Source organism: Paenarthrobacter sp. Y-19, assembly GCF_029223985.1.
Classification (GTDB): Bacteria; Actinomycetota; Actinomycetes; order Actinomycetales; family Micrococcaceae; genus Arthrobacter; species Arthrobacter nicotinovorans.
The window spans coordinates 3523323-3541097 of record NZ_CP119414.1 but is presented as its reverse complement, the minus strand read 5'-3'; the positions used below and the strand labels follow the sequence as shown (position 1 = coordinate 3541097).

Genomic DNA, 17775 nt, shown 5'->3' with positions numbered 1-17775 from the left:
TGAGTCCATTGGGTTTGTCCTGCTTGTCACTCAGATCTGGTTATCTTAGAGTTGAGATAACTAGATCCAAGGAGATAGTTGAAGGCGGCGTCATCGAAGACGTCCGCAACAAGGCAGTAGCAACGAGAGAGGTCCATCATGAGTGAAGCTGTTGCAGCAACGGAGACCACGCCCGAACTTGAAGCGATGATTGATTCGTCCATCGCTTCAAGGGACACGCGGCAGGTCGATTTCGACACCCTGAAGTTCCAAACGAAGGCCGGCGCCAAGTTCCGTCGTGGTCAGGTCCGTTACATCGGTTCAGGCGCCACGGGGGACCATTCCGGTGATACCAATGTCCTCCAAGCGGAGCATTTCACCTTCTCCAACATGGTTCTCCCGGCGGGATGCGTAGGTCCGGAACATACTCATCCCGACGTGGAAGAAGTGTTCTTCGTTCTTGAGGGACAGGTTGAATTCAGCGTTCACGATGTCGAAGACGGGACCAAGAAGGCGAGCCGGGTTCTGGGTTACCGCGATTTGATCCGTGTACCTGCCGGTGTACCCAGGAGCCTTCGGACGGTCAGCGACGAAGACGCATTGATCTGCGTCATTATCGGCTCCAGGAAGCCGGAGATTCCTTTCTACCCGCCGTCCTCCGAAATGCACGGGGTAACCCGGTAGTACGAGTCGGCAACCAAGTACGCCCGGAGCCTACTGGCAGGCTCCGGGCGTACTTGTGTGTGACCGCGATACCTCAAGCGACAACCGGGTCCTGAAGCTACAGGGCTTCCAGTTTGGCGGCTTGCTCGCGTGCATCGGCCTGATGGATTCTGCGGATCCTCGCTACGCCGAGATCGTGCTGGTATAGATTTTCTTCCCTGTCTGCGTCAGCTGCCAGGGCCTCAAGAACCTCGCGGTCCTGTTCCAGGACCACCCAGTGTTTTTCCTCCAGGGTTGCCTTGTACATGAACCTCCACACATCCCGTTCCCAGCCGGATACACGCCGGGTACGCCAGTGGAAGACGGCGGACGTCTCCTGGTCGATCGGCGTCGACATTCCCACGATTCCGAAAACGCCGCCTGGTCCCGCCGATCGGGCGTACGGAATTTCCAGGTCAACGTAGTCCATGCCCTCGCGGCAGAACTCAACCCAGTCGAAATTGACGCCGCGCTGATCTGTTTTCTCGAAGAAGAATCCCCGTTCCGTCTCACGGATCCGGAACCGCGCACTGGTATCGCCGCCGGACATTGAATGTGATTCACGGTGCAGGAAGGCGCCATGCATGGGGTCCAGGACGTTGTCCATGTAGAAGCGCCAAGGACCCCTCCACTCGGCATAGTTGGAAAACCAGGCGACGGCGGGATCAGCCAGCCGGTCCGGGACCTTGAATTCCGGTACCTCGGAATCCTCCGTGAGCGGCATGAACGCAAAGATCGTGTCTGCTGCTTCTACAACGGAAAGCGACACCGTGGCAGTCTTGCCTTCCAAGGCACAGCCGGGCATCCCTGGAACGGAGACCACTTTTCCGGTCCCATCCACTTGGACGCCGTGGTACTTGCACGCAATCCTGTCTCCCAGGTGCTGGCCAACAGACAACGGTGCACTACGGTGAGGGCACCGGTCCTCGAGCATGCGGACCTGTCCCCGGGCGTCACGGAACAGCAGCCAGTCGATGTTCAGCCTTTTGACCTTGACCATGGCTCCCGCACCGACGAACCGCGAGGGGATGATGGGGTACCAGCGGTCGCGAAGGCCACTGGCGGCCAATTCGGCGGCGTCCATGTGATGGCGTACGCCCACTGCGTACTTCTTCTTTCCGACTGGTCGTGATACCGGGGCGCCTGCTTGTCCGGAGGCCGGAGCTGTTGTGATGGTCATGGGCTATTCTCCTAGTCGTCGCATTTCGGCACGGAAGCTTTCTTCGTTCCAGGGCTCGCCGTTCGGTGCGTGCAAGCCGAGGGTGTTGAGTCCCGCAATGACTCCTTCCAAGTCATGCGTCCCCCCGCCAAAGATCTCTGCCAACGCTCCTGACAGCTTCTTCTCGTAGGGACCAAGGGGTTTCCCCAGGCGCGACTGGGCTGGATCCAGATACAGTTCAGGCATTTCCATCCTTTTCGGGTCGGGCGAAGGCGTGCAGGCCTTCTGCGATCTTGATGAACGATGTGGCCCACTCATTGAAGGAACCGGGACGGTTCCGGTGAGCGGGGATCCCGCAATGGTCGATGATGACGAAGACCCCGTTCCGGATGCCTCCGGCCACGCTCTGGGCTTTTGAGATGTCCGTATCGAGCGTTGGTGCTGCTGCAATCACCAGCGTGGGAGCTTGTACCTCGGACATCACTCCGGCCAGCTTGAGATCCTGGGGGTCAACCTCCGGGTCACCCAGGATGAGGCTCATCACCAGCCCGGGATGGGTTGATCCCAGAATGACGGCGCCCAGGACATCCGGGCCGGTTGCCACGATGTGTACCGGACCCTTCCACGCTTTCTTCAAGGCAACAGCAGCAGACTCTGCCCAGCCCTGGGCGCTCCCAGCAGCAGCGGAAGCCTGCTCCTCGGCCCACACCCGAGCGCCTAAGTCATCACGCTGGAAAGAGAACCAAGAGTCCGTAGTGCCGGAACCACCCAGGCAGACAACGGGGTACTTGGGCATGGACAGCCCATCCGGGGAATCTGTGTCCATGACACGGCCGAGGCCAGGGTCGCTGAAATTCAAAGTTTCCATTCAGGCCTCCTCGTGCCCGGGCTGCGGGATGTGGACGGGAGGAACAAAAGGTCCCGGCTGGGGGACCAGCGCTGTGACGTCAACTTCGATGACGGCCGGTCCGCGGACGTCCAATGCCTCAACCAAGGCTTGGTCGAAGGTCCCCGGTGACTCTACGCGCCAAAACGGCAGGCTGAGCGAACGCGACAACAGCTCGAAGTCGGGAGTTCTGAGATCCACTCCCGCCCGCGCAAATCCATTGGCCTCCTGGAGGTTTCGGAGCACACCGTAACCGCCGTCGTTGAACACCAGCACCACACACCATGCGCCTGAACCGGCCAAGGAAGCGAGCTCTCCAAGGTGGACGGCCAGGCCGCCGTCGCCCACCATTACTGCAGTGGGGACCTCCGGCCGCGCGCAAGCTGCGCCGATGCCCATGGCCAGGCCTTGGCCGATGCCACCACCAACGGGAAAGACGTTGGTTTCCCTTGCGTAGATCGGAAGCAGCCGATTGCCCCACTGGCTGGAAGGAATCGTCACGTCCCTGGCGATGACCGATTCGCGGTGGAACCTTTGACGGATGCTTTCGCAGACCTCGGCGTATCCACCGATGTAACGGGAGAGCTGTTCCCGGACGGAGTAGCGGACCTGGCGGACCCTTTTCGGCCAGGACCCTGCGGCCGGATCGGCGTCGGACTGAAGCGGGCCCCGCCGGGCGCCCAGCTGCCCGTTGATGGCGGCCAGGATGCTCCGCGCGTCACCAAGCAGCCCAACATCGGCGGGATAGACGCGGCCGATGGCGTCGGCGTCGATGTCTATTTGGATATGGGGCGCGGGCAACGCCAGGTGGTAGTGCTTGGTTTCGTTGGATCGGAAGTGCGTGCCGATGCTGAGCAGCAGATCCGCCTCCGCCAGCAACCTTGATGCCTCCGGCGTAGTGGCAAAATTCCCGATGACCAGATTGTGGTCTTCGGGAACAACGCCCCGCCCGGAGTTGCTGCTCAGCAGTCCGGCTCCCAGACGCTCCATGAGGGAGGCCAGCGCTTCGCCTGCTCCGGCAGCCCCGCCACCTGCCCAGATCACCGGGCGCTTGGATGCGGCCAACAATTCGACTGCCTCGTTGAGGGCATCGGCATCCACCTCGGGGGGAAGCCGCTCAGCGGCCTCGATGGCCCGCTGCTCATCGGGGCGCGCCAGGTATTGCAGGTCAGTGGGCCATTCGATGCTGGAGGGGGAATGCGGCAGCGACTGCAGGTGGGCAATGGCCTCCTCCAGATCGGCTTCAGCGTCCTTGCAGTTGAAGATGGTGCGCGCGTATCCGGAGACGGCGTCCAGCATTTGCAGTTGGCGTGGAACCTCGTGGATAACCCCGCGGTTCCCGCCGAGAAATTCACTGTCGATCTGGCCGGTAATGTGCAGGACGCGGCTTCCCGCCGTCAACGCCTCCACCATGGAGCCGGCCGCATTGCCGGCTCCGGTACCGGTGCTGGTCAGGGCAACACCGAACTTGCCGCTTGCCCTGGCGTAAGCATCGGCTGCATTCACCGCGGCGGCTTCGTGGCGCATGGGGATGAAGGTAAGTTCACGGTCCACGGCTTCCACCAGGGGGAGGTTGTGGATGCTGATGACGCCGAAGGCGGTGTCGATCCCGTGACGGCGCATCACCCTGACGAGGACGTCCCCGCCGTTGGGTCCGTTGGTTGATTGTTTCTGTGACATCGAGTCCCTTTCGTAGCTTGAGTGGTTGTCAGACGTACCGGTTCACGCCGCCGCCGACTTCCACCGTGGTTCCGGTGGTATAGCCGCTCAGTGGCGAAAGCAGCGTGACGATGTGGAAAGCCACTTCCTCCGCTGTGCCGAACCGGCCGAGTCCGATGCCCCTGTCCTTGGCTATTTCGGCACTCCAGTCGGCGTATCCGAGGTCGGACATCGCGATTTCGAAGCGCCGTCGCCACTGGCCTGTATCGATGAGCCCGAGCATGACTGAGTTCACGCGGATGCCGTCCGATGCCAGGTCCTCGGCGATCGAGTGCGTCAGGTTGAGCAGCCCGGCACGGGCTGCAGACGTCGCCGCAAGGCGAAGTTCCGGTTGCCGGGCCAGGATGGCGTTGACGTTGACTATCGCCGCGCCCGGCCGGCGGGTCGTCGACGACGGCGGTTGGCTTACCTCGACGGCGGACGCCGAGCGGGCAAGCGACGCGCGCGCGGAGCGGATCATGTTCCACGCCCCGAAAATCTTGAGGTCGAACTCTTCCCGGAATTGCTCGTCTGTGGTGTCTTCCAGTGTTGCCATCAGCGATCGTCCTGCGTTGCAGACCAGTCCGTCGATGCCACCGAAGCGCTTCAGTGTGGTGGTGATGAAGGCATCGGCAGCGTTCCGGTCCGTGACATCGCAGGATTCCAAAAGGATGGAATCCGGGTCGGCCCAAGAGAATTCGCTGAACGCTTCCTCAAGCCGGTCCACGTCCCGTGCGCATGCTGCTACCCGGGCTCCTTCGCCCAGGAGAAGCCGTGCGGTGGCGAGGCCAACGCCTGAGCTGGCTCCCGTCACCACCACTGTCCGATCTTTCAACTGCAGGTCCACGTACGGTTCTCCTTCTTTTTGATGTTCAAGGGGGTCCTCACTGCGCTGGCTACTGACCCATGACGAATCCGCCATCAACAACGATGTTTTGGCCGGTAATGAAAGCTGCTGAATCCGAGATCAGGAACTGCACCACGCCGGCCACATCGTCAGGAGTCTGCTCCCGGGCCAGGACCCGGCGGTCCTGGTAGAGCTGGAAGCGGTCAGCCGGGACCCGTTCGGTTGCTTCCACCCGGGTCAGCCCGGGAGCCACGGCATTGATCCTGACGCCGGCCGGGCCGGCGTCGCGGGCCATCGTCCGGGTCATGGACAGCACCGCTCCCTTCGACCCCACATAGTGCACAAGCCGGGGTGAGCCATACAGCGCAGCGTCCGAGGCAATGTTCACGATGGAACTGCCGGATTTCACCGCTAACTGCGGATAGAAATGCTTGCTCATCAACCACGTGCCAAAGGCATTGACGGTCATGACCCGTTGGAAGAAGTCGTCATCGAGTTCCCAAAACGCGTCCCCTCCCACCCCGTCGGCAAGCGCCGCATTGTTGACCAGGGCGTGAGCGCCCCCCAGTCTTTCCACAGCCGTGGCCAGCGCTGAGACGGAGGAGGCATCGGAGATGTCCGTGATGATCGCTGTTGCCGAGAGGCCCCGCGATCGCAGGGTGTCCTGGGCCGATTCTGCCAATTGCGGGCTTTTCTCGGCGAGCACAACGTGGTCCCCTCCAACGGCGAGCCGTTCGGCGATGCTGAATCCCAGCCCCCGGCCGGATCCGCTGACCACAACGAGCCGGCTCATGCCTGGCCCGCCCAGAAACGGAGCACGGCGTCGGCCATCAGCCCGGGCTGCTCCTGCAGTGCGGCGTGCCCTGCATCCTCAAGGATTTCGAACCCGGCTCCAGGGATGAGCTTTGACACCAAACGGGACTCCTCGACGCCCGTGACGAAGTCGTCCCGGCCGACGACGACGAAGGAAGGGACTTTGAGCGCAGTCAGGACAACTGTGTTGTTGGTCCGGGCCATCATCCGCGCCGCTGCCGAGTATCCCGGCAGGCGGACCGCCGCCATCTCGCGGCGCACGGTGTCGGCCACCGTCGTCGGCGTCACGGGGGAGACCAATCTGCGGAAGCGCCTGGCGGCAAAAACTTCAGGTCCGACGTCGCGGAGTTCATTGATCCGTTTGAGCATTCTGTCCGCCGATTCCTTCGTCAGGCAGGACCCTCGGGTGCTGCTGGCAAGGACCAAAGAGCGCACCAGCTCCGGATACCGTGCTGCCATCTGCGTGCCGATGACGCCACCCCATGACGTGCCAAAGACGTGGACGGGACCGCTGCCCAGCTCCGTAATCAATGCAGCCGCCACGTCCACATGGTCGTCGTGGACGGACGCGTCCGTGGATTGACCGTAGCCTGGCGCGTCCCAGGAGATGGTGCGGTAACCGTTGTTGCTCAATCGTTCCGCCAGGAGGGCGCATGAGTTGGCGTTGCCGCCGATCCCGTGCATCATCAGGACCGGGACCCCGGAACCGCGCATTTCAATGGATATGCCTTCGGACGACATCCAACGCATGGCCTTGTCAGTGGGTGGCATGGACAGCCTCCATGCTCAGGAAATAGTCACCGGATTCAGGCTGTACCAAGTCGCGGTACCCGGGATCGGCAATGCCCGCCATTGCACTGCGGACGGTTGCCGTGGGCGGTCCCGCGGTTCCCCATTGGTCGGACAGCTCAGGGGTTCGTCTCCATGTGCGGCAGAGCCAACTGTCTTCATCCACTTGGGCAACTTCCGAGGTGTATTCACAAACCAGGTTGTTTGGATCGGTGAAGTAGGAGAAGGTATTGTCGCCGGGGCCGTGCCGGCCAGGCCCCCACTGCGGGGCGATACCGTGCGATTTCAGGCTTCCTATCCCGCGCATGAAGTGGTCGATGCTTTGCATCTCGTAGGCAACGTGGTTGACGGAGGACCACGGCGCTTGGTTGAAGGCGATGACATGATGCTCGGCATTGCACCGGAGGAAAGCCATTTGGTGCTCCGACCAGTCGGAGATCCGCATGCCAAGCACTTGCGTATAGAAATCGGTGGCACGATCAATGTCCACCGTGTTCAGGACAACGTAGGCAATTTTCCGCGGCAGGGCGCGCCTGCCGCCGGGTTCCTGTGAGACCACTGCGTGGACGTTCGCGGACAGTTCCAGCAGCCGCCCTTCGGGGTCCACCAATTGCAGCCCGTAGCCGCCGGCTGCGTCATCCAGGGGACCGGGCTCCCGGAACAGCGGAATGCCAAGGGCTGCGAGTTTGACTGCCGCGACGTCCACGTCCCGTGGAGTGGAGAGGGCGAACGAGATGGAGCCGAGCCCGTTCTGCTCGGCCTGTTCCAGGCGAAGTATGTGGTGGTCCGAACCTGTTCCCCGCAGCCAGAACCTGTCGCTGTCTTCCTCCACGGTGGAGAGGCCCCAGACTTCATGGTAAAAATCCTTGGCTGCGACGGCCCGGGGGACCTTGAGGGAAACCGATCGGAGCGATCGGAGCTTGCATACGGGTTCAGCGGCGAAAAAAGTCATGGACAACCTTCCGGATTGAGTTGGGTGGGCGGATTGAGGATCAGAGGTCCAGGACGAGCTCCCGTGAGCGGCAACGGGAAACACAGACGAACATGGATCTGCTTTCGGCTTGTTCGGCTGGGCTCAGGAGGAAATCCCGGTGGTCGACGTCGCCTTCGACGACACCCACCTCGCACGTGCCGCAAATTCCTTCCGTGCAGGAACTCGGGACGTCGACTCCGGCCTGGTTGAGGGCATCCAGGACCGAGATGTCGGGGCCGACAGTGATGCGCTGGCCGGTGCTCTTGCACACGACATCAAAGCCGGTACTCTCCTCGGCGGTCGCGGAAGCAGGGACCGGGGCCTTGAACCGCTCCAGCCTGAGCCGGGAGGGGTCTTCGAGGGCAGCTTCAACGGCTTTCATGAGAGGTTCCGGACCACACACGTAGACGAGCGCATTTGCGTCGAGGGAACCTACCGCACCGGCAATATCCGCGAAGGTGCCATTGGCTTCGTCATCCGCATGGACTGTCACACGGTCCTGCGGCATGCCGGCTATTTCATCCAGGAACGCCATGGTGGCCCTGGACCGGCCAGTGTAAAGGAGAGACCAGTCCGCGCCATCACTTTCCAGCTGGCGGGCCATGGCGATGATTGGCGTTATGCCCACCCCACCTGCCACCAGTACGTAGCTTCCGGCCTCCTCCAATGAGAAGTTCGTCCGGGGACCCTCCACGTCAAGCAACGAGCCCACTGGGAGGTTCTCGTGAACAAACTTGCTTCCACCACGGGAGTCGGGGGTGCGGAGCACGGCCACCGTCCATGACGTTGAACTCGACGGATCCGAACACAGTGAATATTCCCGGGTGAGTCCATTGGGAAGGCGGAGGCTCAGGTGTGCCCCGGGAACCCACGAGGGAAGAGGGGCTCCTGACGGGTCGGTCAACGTGAGGCTGGTGACGCCGTCGGCCTCCCACTTTTTCTGGTGTACACGCAAAGTGCGGCGTGCAGGGCTGGTGCTCACTGAAGTGCCTTTCATTATTGTTCGACGGCGGGTTGCTGGGCCGCCCAGTCGATGGGCTTTCCGGACAGGTCCAGGTAGATGCTCTTTTGCCGCATATAGGAGCGGATGCCTTCGCGGCCCTTTTCGATGCCCAGCCCGCTTTCCTTGGACCCGCTGAACGGCGTCGAAATGCTGAACTGCTTGTAGGTGTTGATCCACACCGTTCCCGCCTGGATGGCTTTGGCTGTGCGCCATGCGCGGCGATAATCGCTCGTCCAAACACCGCACGCGAGACCAAAGACGGTGTCGTTTGCTTCCCGGACGAGGTCGGTTTCGTCGTCGAAAGGCAGGACCACTGCCACCGGTCCAAAGATCTCCTCCTGGCAAATGGCGGCCGAATTCGACACCCCGCTCAGGATGGTTGGCAGGAAGTAGGCTCCGGCATGCAGCGCCTCATCTTCCGGAGGCCCGCCACCACACAGCACAGTGGCCCCGTCCCGCCACGCAGCGTCCACCATGGCAGCCACACTGTCCCTGTGCTCGTGCGTCACCATGGGGCCCACTTGCGTGGCAGGATCGGAACCGGGACCAACGCGGAGCCGTTTGGCCCCATCGACAAGCCGGTTCAGGACTTCCTCAAAGATCGAACGTTGGATGAAGACCCTCGAACCGGCAATGCAACTCTGGCCGGTCGAAGAGAAGATTCCGTACAGGATGCCGGCCACGGCCTGGTCAAGATCGGCATCGGCGAACACAATCGTGGGCGACTTGCCGCCCAACTCCAACGTGATGGGCATGATCTTTTCAGCGGCAACCGCGCCCAGGGTCCGTCCGGTGGAGGTGCCGCCCGTGAACGAGATCTTGCCGACCTGCGGATGGCGCGCCAGAGCGTCACCCACCGTCCGTCCCGGTCCCGGCAGTACGGAGAGCAGCCCGGGCGGCAGGCCGGCGTCGTCACAAATTCGGGCCAAGAGGAGCGAAACCCAAGGCGCCCACACCGGGGGCTTGATGATCACGGCGTTGCCTGCCGCAAGGGCTGGCGCAACCTTCTGGGCGTCGCTGGCGATCGGCGAGTTCCACGGCGTGATGGCACCCACCACGCCCACGGGCTCGTACATCGAAACAGAGAGGTAGTCGCCGCGGGAGGGAGTCAGAGCGTCCTCCAACGTTTCCAAGGCAGCCGCCGTGAAGCGGAAGGTGCCCGCGGCGCTGACGGCGAGGGCTCGGGTTTCAGCGAGCGTCTTTCCGGTGTCGAGGGTCTGCAGCTCAGCAATTCTTTCCGCATTGCCCAGGATGGCGTCACTGATCCGATGCAGCACTGAGGCCCGTTCGTGGGGGAGCATCCGCGCCCAACCACTGTTCTCGACCGCTTTCAAGCCTGCCTGGACGGCGGCATCGACATCATCGACCGTGGCTCCGTGCAACGTTGCGAAGCACGCGCCCGTGGCTGGATCGATTGACTCGATGAGCTTTCCGGCTCCTTGCCGCCACGTGCCTCCGACGTAAATCTCATCGGGTGTTGCAGGGGAGGGGCGCATCGTCTTGCTCGGCGCAGCTCCGGTTTTGTCGGGGTTCATGATCGAGTTCCGTCCGTCATTGATGGTGCGAAAGGGGAGGTCCACTGCCTGGCCGGCCTCAATGGCTGCGGAGCAGGGACGCGACGTGGGCGCGAAGCTCCACGAACCGGGGTTCCTGCTTGGTAGCCACTTGGTCCCTTGGCCGGGGAAGGTCCACCTCAACCGTCTCCGCGACAACGCTTGGAGGCGCTGAAAGGGCTATGACGTGGTCCGCCAGATAGATGCTCTCGTCGATGTCGTGGGTGACGACCAGGACCGTCACCCCCAAGGAAGCGTGGATGTCCAACAGGAGGTCTTCAAGATCGGACCGGGTCTGGGCGTCCACTGACGCGTACGGCTCGTCCATCAGCAAGAGCTTGGGGTTCGATGCCAGTGCCCTCGCGATGGCGGCACGCTGCTGCATTCCGCCGGACATTTGCCACGGGTACAGCTTTTCCTTGCCAGTGAGTCCCACCGCGTCGATCGCCTCTTGTACTCTTTGGCGTCTTTCTTCCACCGGGACGCTCCGCAAAGGAAAAGCGATGTTCTTATCGACGCGCATCCAGGGAAAGAGGGAACGTGAGTAGTCCTGAAAGACCATAGCGAGTCCGTCGGGCACACCTTTGACGGGTTTGCCGTTGAAGGTCACGGTTCCCTGGGTGGGGGTATCCAAGCCACTGATGATGCGCAGGAGTGTGGATTTACCGCAGCCCGAGGGGCCCACGATGACGCTGATCTTCCCGTGGGGGATGCTTGCTGTGATGCTCTTGACGGCCAGATTCTGTCCGTAGGATTTGGTGACCGCCTGCAGTTCGAGTTCAATGGCCTGCTCTGTGCTGGTTGCGCTAGTCATGTTGTTGTGTCGCTCCTCGGTGCCAGGACAAAGCCCGGCGTTCGACGATGTGGAATAAGACATTGAGAGCCACGCCCAGGAGACCAAGGACGATCAGGATGGCCCAGAAATTCGTGTAGTCGAAGGTCCGCTGTGTGGTGACCAGGAGGTAACCCAGTCCGTTCTTGGATTTCTGTAGTTCCGAAATGATCATGATGATGAGGGACAGCGACAACGATGTCCGTACACCAGCAAAGATTTTGGGCGAGGCGCCGGGCAGGATGACGTTGAAGAGCACATCCAAGGGGCGGATTTTGAAGACCGCCGCTGCCTGAAGCCGTTGATGGCCGATCGAGTTCACCCCGTCGATCGTGTTGAACAGAATGGGCCACACAACGCCGAAAGCGATGAGAAAGATCTTGGGGCTATCCCCGGTTCCGAACAGAAGGAAGAACACTCCCAGCAGTGCTGGACTGGGAAGAGAGCGGCCAAGGTGGATCAGGGGCTGGAAGAGCGAAGCCAGCACGGGAACGGAACCCAACGCAATGCCGGCCGCCACCCCGGCGGCTGTTGCCAGGGCCAGGCCTGCCATTGCCCTGGCGAGGCTCGGAATAAGGTGCTGGAAGGTAGCCTCGCCCAGGAAGAGCGATGAGATGTCGGGGCTGAGGAACTCATCGCCGGCGCGCACGAGCGCCGCCCAGGGACTGGCAATAAACAGGCCCGTGCCCGGTCCAGCGGACAGCGCCCACCAAATGCCAACGAGAACGGCCGGAACCACAAGCCGCAGAAGTATCCGGTCAGCTGCGATGCCGGAGCCATGCATGCGCGGTGCACGCGACTTAACGGCGGTGGTCATTGTGCCAGTCCTTTCTTCCAACTGAAGGCTGCTCGATCCACGACTGCGAAGGCGGTGTTGATCAGGACGCCGAGAACCCCGGCGATGAGAGTGGCGGCGTACACGGCGTCCAGGTTCCCGGCGTTGGTGCTGGCGAGAAGGATGTAGCCGCCGATTCCTTGTCCGCTGCCAATCAGCAACTCGGCGCTGACTGTCACGATCAACCCGATGGAAGCTGCCACCCTGACGCCGGTGAAAGCGAAGGGCAGGGCACTCATGAGCCTTATGCGCATCAGCAGTCCCAACGTTCCGACGCCCAATGTTTTGGCGGTAGCCACGGCAGTGGCGTCGGTGCCCCGGACGCCGTACATCGTGTTGAGGAGAATGGGCCACACGCTGGACAGGGCTACCGTGATGGCGATGGGTGCCACGCCTGCGCCAAGCAACAGCACGAGGATCGGTCCGACGGCGATCGACGGCAGGGTTCGGAAGACTTCCACGGGATATTCAAACGCCACGAATACCCTCGGGAAGGCGCCCATCAGGCCTCCGAGCAGGACGCCGGCCACTGCTGCGACTCCGAGCCCAAGCAACCACTCACCAATGGTGGTGACCATTTGGTTGAGAAAGACGGTGTTGGCCGCCAGCCCCGCAGCTTCACCGAAGACGCGGGTGGGGACGGGAAGGCCAGGCTTGGAGATCGCCCCGCTCTGGAGCAGGAGCTCCCACACCGCCAGGATGCCGAGAGTCCCGAGGACACCAAGGACGAAGATCCTGGTGTGGCCGATGGGGGTCCGGAGGAGCCTCACTGCTTCCCCGGCGTGGTGTAGGTGGACTTGCCGGCATCAAACTTCTTGATGATGTCCTGCTTGATCAGGATGTCCGCCACAGACTGGACTTTCTCCACGCTCATGGCGGTTTCGAAATGGGGAAGGGCCATGGTGCCGGCAACTTCCGCGGGCACTTTGGCGATGCTTGGAAGCCACTGCCGGAAGTCGGCTTCCTTGCCGGTAATGTCTTTGCCCGCAGCGTAGACGGCATCAACGAACGCCGCCGTGGTGTCGGGGTTGTCCTTAACAAAGTTGTTGCTCGCCACGAAGGTGGAGATGGGAAGGCCGGCGTTGGGGCCGCTGGAAAGGTCGACGACGCGCCGCAGGCCCGCCTTTTCGGCCGCCGAAGCAAAGGGCTCCGGAAGGTAGCCGGCCTCGATGGATCCCGCCTGCACGCCGGCGATCATTTCGTTGAACGGAACCTCCACCCATGAGGGAGCAACGTTGAGCCCTTGGGAGGAGACGAGATTCCGGAAAGTTACGTCACCGATGGTGTTGGTGGTGTTGATGCCGATGGTTTTGCCGTCAAGGTCGGTGATTGCTTTGACGGGCGAGTCAGCCTTGACGAAGACGCCGAGGGACTGTGGTCCTAGACTGCTCGTCAGGACCACCGTGGTGACCGGGGCCCCGCCCTCAACCGCGATGGCGGAAGAGACGGTATTGGAAAAGCTGAGGTCCAGCTGGCCGGCGACGGCCTGCTGGATACCGATCGGTCCGCCTTGGATTGGTGTCAGAGTGACATCCAGGCCGGCCTTGTCGAAGTACCCGTGGTCTTTCGCCCAATAGACGGCGGCGTAGTCCGCAAGAGGAAGCACGCCGACATTCAAGCTGGTCTTTTCCAGCTTCCCGTCTGCAGTGCCGCCACCTTGGCTGGCCGGCTGTCCACAAGCCGTGAGGGTCATGCCAAGAGCGCTCACAAGTGCAAGCGATGCAAGGAGAGTCTTCCGCATCCGTGTGTTTCCTGTCGCGTCGAGGGTGGCCAAGCACGAGGAAGGATCCAAAGTGGCTTGACGTGAATTTACTCAGTACCAATTGTCTTAGTACTAAGATCTTTTGACTTGACCGATTCTTGCGGATTTTGTGATGCAGGTCAACACACGGGTTTTGTTCGGTGGAGATGTTGGCGGCTGGATTGTGGCACAGGTTGTGGCAGGTTAAGTGCGGTACCGTGCCAATTCGTGACGCTGCCTGCTTGGTTTTGGGCGCGCTCATCCTGGGCCGAACGTCGGAAAGGGAACTGGTCCCGCGACTTTTCCGCCCACTCGCCCGGTGGCAGCAGCATCCGGACAGCGAAGGCCCTGCCTGCCATCCCGGCGACGAGCCTGCTGCCATCAGGAGGAGGCCCGTTCAGTCCGCCACTGTGTCGCCGTGTCTGTGCGCTACTTTCCACACGCCGTCCTCACGGCGGTAAACCTGGGTCGCCCTCAGTGTGTATGTGCGGGCAGTGCCATTCAGGGTGACGGAGGTATGTTCCAAACCTGCCGTGTAGGCCATGTCCCCGATCACGTCGTAGGCCTGGAGTTCGAACTCATAGGACGTGCAGTCGGAAAAGCCGGCCCCCAGCGCTTCGAAGAGTTGATCGAGTTCCCGTTGTCCGTAGGCATTACGGAAAGCACCAAGCACGCTCACTGGCTCCTTGCGGGACCACAGCGCGCGCCGCGGAGCCGGATCACCGTTGTGGAGAGCCTGTTCTGCCTGATAGAGGGCGGATTTGATCCATGCGAGGAAGTCGTCTTTGTCGCTCATAGCCCCAGTATCCTCGCGGGCTGCCAGCCGGTGAAGGAGCAGTGGCCGGAAGGCTGGATCGGGCAGATAATGAAGTCAAAGCACGGCAAGCAGCGTCCGTGCCGGTAGGTGAGCAGCAATGCCGCGACAGGCAAACCTGCCCGTGTGGTGAGGAAGAATCCGGTGTCCTTGTCGGATGAAGAGCGCAGGAGCCTGGAGGAACTGGAGCGGGACCTGGCTGCGACGGATCCAGACCTCGCGCATGAACTGACGTCGGGCCGTCTTCGGGGAGCGAGGGCCCGCGCTGCTCTGGGCGTGCTTGCCGTACTCGGCGGCTTCGTGATGGTGATCGCAGGGATCATCACCCAACTGCTGGTGCTCGGTGTGGTGGGCTTTTTGCTGGCGGGTTCGGGGGCGTACCTGCTATTTGCCGGGACGTCGTTCCGGCGGCGCGGTGGCAGGCACGGCCACGGTCCTGCGACGTAGCGGGTGCAAGCAGCCTGAAGGCAGGCCCTCCGAGCTGGGCTCCTGCGCCCGCAGGCTTGCTAGGGGACAGGAGGTACCGGAGGCTGAACCGGGGTCTCCGTTTTCCTGGCAGGTTCAGGCTCACCGGGAGGCATCATTGTCCGCCATGCCAAGACGGCTCCGGCACCGATGACGCCCGCCAAAAGCGCAATCAACCAGCCCCATAGACGCGATGCAGGCTTCCTGGTCTGACGGGACAACGCGCGCGTAGCCCTCTTCACGGCCTTGGCGGCAGTGCGTCGGGCTTCTTTGGCGGTCTTCCTGTTCCCGGTAAGTGTGAGCATGACGCCGTGAACCACGGACGGGACGTCGGCATGGTTGATCCGGGCCAAGGCCCACCGCACCACGGCATCGCTCTGTGAGCTGCTTCCCTCCGCCGCGTGGGTTACCCATTCCCGGGCGAGATCCTGGACTGCAGGCAAGATGCTCTGCGGTTTGTACATTGCGCAACCCCTAACGGAGAGATGGCCTCGTGTGCCAGCCTACGCTGTGGGCTTGGTACGCAACAGGGAACACTAGTCCCGGATCACCGCAGCCAGCTCCACGGGCTTCTCCAGGCCGGCCCATTGTCCACTCAGGATCAGCTCGTGGTGAAGTTCCGGTGCCGCAGCGGTGGTCGCTGAAGCGTCTGCTGCCACATCCAGCACCCGGGTCACTTTCAACCGCAGCTCGCCTGCATTAATGATGGTCACGCCACTCCCCGATACCGGCGCCGAGGCACTCAAGTCGGGCACGCCGCCGTCGAGCGTTCCGCTGCCCTTGACCGTTACGCTGCTGGGGCGGGGTTCGGGCTCGCCCTCTACCAGCAGGGCCGCCTCTTCCTGGCCGGTGAGGATGGCCGTGGCCAGGGCCTTGACGTAAACAGGGTCGGCGCAGGCGTCGTAGACCCAGCGCTTGCCGAGGACCGAATGGTCCATGGTGCCGATCAGCCATTCCTCGGCGCCACCCAACTCGTGTCCGCGATAGCTGAGGGGAACCTGGTAGATCCGCTCGCCCGCAGCCACCACATGTGTTTCGAGGCCGACCTCGCCGGCGGGATCGTCGAAGCGGTAGGCGCCGATGAGTTCCGGGGTACCGTCCTGGATGAACCACGGCTGCGTCGGCAGATAGTCAGCGATGATTTCGAGCTTGGTGGGGGACAGGTTTGCTTTGTGTATGATCGCCATGTCCCCCAGCCTAGGGCAGCCCGGATCCTGTCTCTAAGCAGGGTTCGATGCGTGGGCTCGGCTCTGCTCTGTTTACAATCAAAGGGACGTCGACCACTGAGGGAATCATGAAGAAACTCACCACTGTCCTGATCGCTGCCGGGCTGCTTGTCTCGGCTTCCGCTTGTTCCGGTCAGCAGCAGCTGACCACCAAGGAAACCTGCGACCGCGTGAACGTCGCCGCGGCCGGCGGCATCTCGCAAAACCCGAGCCGGACCCTTTCCACCCGTGCAGCGAACGCTGTCCGGCCCATTGAGTCCGTGGCCTCCGACGAAATGAAGCCCGTGGTCACCGCCATCCTCGAATACCTGGACGAGCAGTCCAAGGAGAACCCGAACGAAGAACGGATGGGTGAACTGACCACCGCTTTCCAGGAAGCCGGAGCCAAGTTCGGCCAGCTCTGCACCGCTGGACAGTAGTACTTCCGCTTCCAACGCTCTCCCACCTGATGCCCCCGCGGCTTGATGGTGGGGGAGCGTTTTTTGCTGCGCCCGCGCCCTCCGTTTCGATGCGTGGCTGCAGATTCGATGCGGCGCGCGGCATCTTTGGCAGCGATCCAACGAACCGGGCTACCGCAAGTTCCGGAACGGTTGCAGTAGGCTCTCCGAATGACCCAACCCGACGCAAAGAAGCGCCTTCTCGCAGCCTATGACCAGCAGCTTCGCACGGATGCGGAGACTTCGGACGCCCTCACGGTCACCGGGAATGGTCCGCTCCGGCTGGCCACATTCATGGGTGGGCGCGGGTTCATCACTTACCGGGACTTGGGCGGGGCGGACAGGGACGGCATTCGTCGCCTGGTTGCCGAAGCGATCGCCTTCTTCGAAGACCAGCCCGGAATCAGCCGGGTCGAGTGGAAGACGCGCGGGCATGATCACGCCCCGGGACTCCACGCAGCACTTGTCGATATGGGCTTCACCGCTGATCCGCCTGAGTCGATCATGATCGGCGAAGCCCGGGCGTTGAGTGCGGACGTGCCGCTTCCCGACGGCGTGACGTTGCGTCGCGTCGTCGACGAACCGGACGTGCGGGCGATGACAGCGATGCAGGATGAAGTCTTCGGCGAGCCGGTTTCGAACGACATGGCTGATGCCCTGCTGCATCGGATGTCACTGGACGACACCATGGAACTGTGGGTCGCCGAGGCGGAGGGTCGCGTCATCAGTGCCGGGCGCCTCGATCCCGTGGCCGGAACCGAATTTGCCGGTATTTGGGGAGGTGCAACCCGTCCGGAGTGGCGTGGCCGCGGGGTTTACCGGGCACTCACTGCCCGCCGCGCCCAGTCAGCATTGGCTCAGGGCAAAGCATTTATCCAGAGCGACTCGACCGAGTACTCACGCCCGATTCTGGAACGCTCGGGATTGGTTAGGGTTTCGACGACGACGCCGTACCGCTGGGTGCGCGGCTGACCTCCGCATTGCTTTGGGTGACGGTTGCAATGTATAGATGTATACAAGTAC

General features: G+C 62.3%; 21 protein-coding genes. 4 read left to right on the top strand and 17 right to left on the bottom strand.

The features are described 5' to 3' along the window. Positions 1–138 precede the first annotated feature (138 nt). Positions 139–663, top strand: a complete 525-nt coding sequence (locus PYR64_RS16560; RefSeq protein WP_018778263.1) for a cupin domain-containing protein — start codon at positions 139–141, stop codon at positions 661–663. Positions 664–760: 97 nt separating this feature from the next. On the opposite strand, the gene PYR64_RS16555 is transcribed toward PYR64_RS16560, so the two are convergent. From PYR64_RS16555 to PYR64_RS16485, 15 genes are all read right to left on the bottom strand, one after another. Next, positions 761–1861, bottom strand: coding sequence for a Rieske 2Fe-2S domain-containing protein (locus PYR64_RS16555; protein ID WP_189076246.1), 1101 nt, complete (start codon positions 1859–1861; stop codon positions 761–763). Between the two features lie 3 nt (positions 1862–1864). Further along, a complete protein-coding gene (locus PYR64_RS16550) occupies positions 1865–2086 on the bottom strand; it encodes a recombinase-like helix-turn-helix domain-containing protein (RefSeq protein ID WP_018778265.1) in 222 nt (73 codons plus the stop codon). Beyond that, complete coding sequence (locus PYR64_RS16545; RefSeq protein ID WP_229778635.1) at positions 2079–2708, bottom strand: alpha/beta hydrolase; 630 nt, start codon at positions 2706–2708, stop codon at positions 2079–2081. Before PYR64_RS16545 ends, PYR64_RS16550 begins: the two co-directional genes overlap by 8 nt. Further along, on the bottom strand, positions 2709–4406 hold the full coding sequence (locus PYR64_RS16540; RefSeq protein ID WP_189076245.1) for a thiamine pyrophosphate-binding protein: 1698 nt from the start codon (positions 4404–4406) through the stop codon (positions 2709–2711). It lies immediately after the preceding gene. Positions 4407–4434: 28 nt separating this feature from the next. Beyond that, positions 4435–5271, bottom strand: coding sequence for an SDR family oxidoreductase (locus PYR64_RS16535; protein ID WP_189076244.1), 837 nt, complete (start codon positions 5269–5271; stop codon positions 4435–4437). Between the two features lie 49 nt (positions 5272–5320). Next, on the bottom strand, positions 5321–6064 hold the full coding sequence (locus tag PYR64_RS16530; RefSeq protein ID WP_055972697.1) for an SDR family oxidoreductase: 744 nt from the start codon (positions 6062–6064) through the stop codon (positions 5321–5323). Next, on the bottom strand, positions 6061–6855 hold the full coding sequence (locus tag PYR64_RS16525) for an alpha/beta hydrolase (RefSeq protein ID WP_189076243.1): 795 nt from the start codon (positions 6853–6855) through the stop codon (positions 6061–6063). The genes PYR64_RS16530 and PYR64_RS16525 overlap by 4 nt, the downstream gene beginning before the upstream one ends. Continuing rightward, entirely contained in the window at positions 6842–7825 is a 984-nt protein-coding gene (locus PYR64_RS16520) for a VOC family protein (protein WP_275776416.1), read from the bottom strand. Before PYR64_RS16520 ends, PYR64_RS16525 begins: the two co-directional genes overlap by 14 nt. A gap of 40 nt (positions 7826–7865) precedes the next feature. Beyond that, entirely contained in the window at positions 7866–8828 is a 963-nt protein-coding gene (locus tag PYR64_RS16515; protein ID WP_209783749.1) for a PDR/VanB family oxidoreductase, read from the bottom strand. A gap of 14 nt (positions 8829–8842) precedes the next feature. Next, complete coding sequence (locus tag PYR64_RS16510; protein WP_345799336.1) at positions 8843–10384, bottom strand: aldehyde dehydrogenase; 1542 nt, start codon at positions 10382–10384, stop codon at positions 8843–8845. A gap of 58 nt (positions 10385–10442) precedes the next feature. Next, positions 10443–11216, bottom strand: coding sequence for an ABC transporter ATP-binding protein (locus PYR64_RS16505; RefSeq protein WP_039243034.1), 774 nt, complete (start codon positions 11214–11216; stop codon positions 10443–10445). After that, a complete protein-coding gene (locus PYR64_RS16500) occupies positions 11209–12051 on the bottom strand; it encodes an ABC transporter permease subunit (protein ID WP_275776412.1) in 843 nt (280 codons plus the stop codon). The genes PYR64_RS16505 and PYR64_RS16500 overlap by 8 nt, the downstream gene beginning before the upstream one ends. Beyond that, positions 12048–12839 carry an ABC transporter permease subunit gene (locus PYR64_RS16495; RefSeq protein WP_275776410.1) on the bottom strand — a complete coding sequence of 264 codons (792 nt, stop codon included), beginning with the start codon at positions 12837–12839 and terminating at the stop codon, positions 12048–12050. Before PYR64_RS16495 ends, PYR64_RS16500 begins: the two co-directional genes overlap by 4 nt. Further along, entirely contained in the window at positions 12836–13762 is a 927-nt protein-coding gene (locus tag PYR64_RS16490; protein WP_275776408.1) for an ABC transporter substrate-binding protein, read from the bottom strand. Before PYR64_RS16490 ends, PYR64_RS16495 begins: the two co-directional genes overlap by 4 nt. Positions 13763–14207: 445 nt before the next feature. Beyond that, complete coding sequence (locus PYR64_RS16485) at positions 14208–14606, bottom strand: nuclear transport factor 2 family protein (protein WP_018778278.1); 399 nt, start codon at positions 14604–14606, stop codon at positions 14208–14210. 108 nt (positions 14607–14714) lie between these two features. On the opposite strand from PYR64_RS16485, the gene PYR64_RS16480 reads away from it, so the two are divergent. Then, a complete protein-coding gene (locus PYR64_RS16480) occupies positions 14715–15071 on the top strand; it encodes a DUF3040 domain-containing protein (RefSeq protein WP_018778279.1) in 357 nt (118 codons plus the stop codon). A gap of 59 nt (positions 15072–15130) precedes the next feature. Here the strand turns inward: PYR64_RS16480 and PYR64_RS16475 are convergent, their stop codons facing one another. Both PYR64_RS16475 and PYR64_RS16470 read right to left on the bottom strand, forming a co-directional pair. Continuing rightward, positions 15131–15553 carry a hypothetical protein gene (locus PYR64_RS16475; protein WP_039243029.1) on the bottom strand — a complete coding sequence of 141 codons (423 nt, stop codon included), beginning with the start codon at positions 15551–15553 and terminating at the stop codon, positions 15131–15133. A 72-nt stretch (positions 15554–15625) separates the two neighbouring features. After that, positions 15626–16276, bottom strand: coding sequence for a hypothetical protein (locus PYR64_RS16470; protein WP_039243028.1), 651 nt, complete (start codon positions 16274–16276; stop codon positions 15626–15628). Between the two features lie 107 nt (positions 16277–16383). On the opposite strand from PYR64_RS16470, the gene PYR64_RS16465 reads away from it, so the two are divergent. Continuing rightward, complete coding sequence (locus PYR64_RS16465) at positions 16384–16734, top strand: hypothetical protein (protein WP_275776403.1); 351 nt, start codon at positions 16384–16386, stop codon at positions 16732–16734. A 189-nt stretch (positions 16735–16923) separates the two neighbouring features. Next, positions 16924–17724 (top strand): GNAT family N-acetyltransferase, encoded by an 801-nt coding sequence (locus tag PYR64_RS16460; protein WP_275776401.1) that lies wholly within the window; start codon positions 16924–16926, stop codon positions 17722–17724. Positions 17725–17775 lie beyond the last annotated feature (51 nt).

Bases quoted from the DNA above. Each gene is read 5' to 3' on its own strand.
- PYR64_RS16460 (WP_275776401.1), top strand. From the start codon at position 16,924: ATGACCCAACCCGACGCAAAGAAGCGCCTTCTCGCAGCCTATGACCAG.
- PYR64_RS16470 (WP_039243028.1), bottom strand. From the start codon at position 16,276: ATGGCGATCATACACAAAGCAAACCTGTCCCCCACCAAGCTCGAAATC.
- PYR64_RS16520 (WP_275776416.1), bottom strand. From the start codon at position 7,825: ATGACTTTTTTCGCCGCTGAACCCGTATGCAAGCTCCGATCGCTCCGA.
- PYR64_RS16555 (WP_189076246.1), bottom strand. From the start codon at position 1,861: ATGACCATCACAACAGCTCCGGCCTCCGGACAAGCAGGCGCCCCGGTA.
- PYR64_RS16550 (WP_018778265.1), bottom strand. From the start codon at position 2,086: ATGCCTGAACTGTATCTGGATCCAGCCCAGTCGCGCCTGGGGAAACCC.
- PYR64_RS16540 (WP_189076245.1), bottom strand. From the start codon at position 4,406: ATGTCACAGAAACAATCAACCAACGGACCCAACGGCGGGGACGTCCTC.
- PYR64_RS16475 (WP_039243029.1), bottom strand. From the start codon at position 15,553: ATGTACAAACCGCAGAGCATCTTGCCTGCAGTCCAGGATCTCGCCCGG.
- PYR64_RS16505 (WP_039243034.1), bottom strand. From the start codon at position 11,216: ATGACTAGCGCAACCAGCACAGAGCAGGCCATTGAACTCGAACTGCAG.
- PYR64_RS16490 (WP_275776408.1), bottom strand. From the start codon at position 13,762: ATGACCCTCACGGCTTGTGGACAGCCGGCCAGCCAAGGTGGCGGCACT.
- PYR64_RS16465 (WP_275776403.1), top strand. From the start codon at position 16,384: ATGAAGAAACTCACCACTGTCCTGATCGCTGCCGGGCTGCTTGTCTCG.
- PYR64_RS16545 (WP_229778635.1), bottom strand. From the start codon at position 2,708: ATGGAAACTTTGAATTTCAGCGACCCTGGCCTCGGCCGTGTCATGGAC.
- PYR64_RS16530 (WP_055972697.1), bottom strand. From the start codon at position 6,064: ATGAGCCGGCTCGTTGTGGTCAGCGGATCCGGCCGGGGGCTGGGATTC.
- PYR64_RS16525 (WP_189076243.1), bottom strand. From the start codon at position 6,855: ATGCCACCCACTGACAAGGCCATGCGTTGGATGTCGTCCGAAGGCATA.
- PYR64_RS16500 (WP_275776412.1), bottom strand. From the start codon at position 12,051: ATGACCACCGCCGTTAAGTCGCGTGCACCGCGCATGCATGGCTCCGGC.
- PYR64_RS16510 (WP_345799336.1), bottom strand. From the start codon at position 10,384: ATGAACCCCGACAAAACCGGAGCTGCGCCGAGCAAGACGATGCGCCCC.
- PYR64_RS16485 (WP_018778278.1), bottom strand. From the start codon at position 14,606: ATGAGCGACAAAGACGACTTCCTCGCATGGATCAAATCCGCCCTCTAT.
- PYR64_RS16560 (WP_018778263.1), top strand. From the start codon at position 139: ATGAGTGAAGCTGTTGCAGCAACGGAGACCACGCCCGAACTTGAAGCG.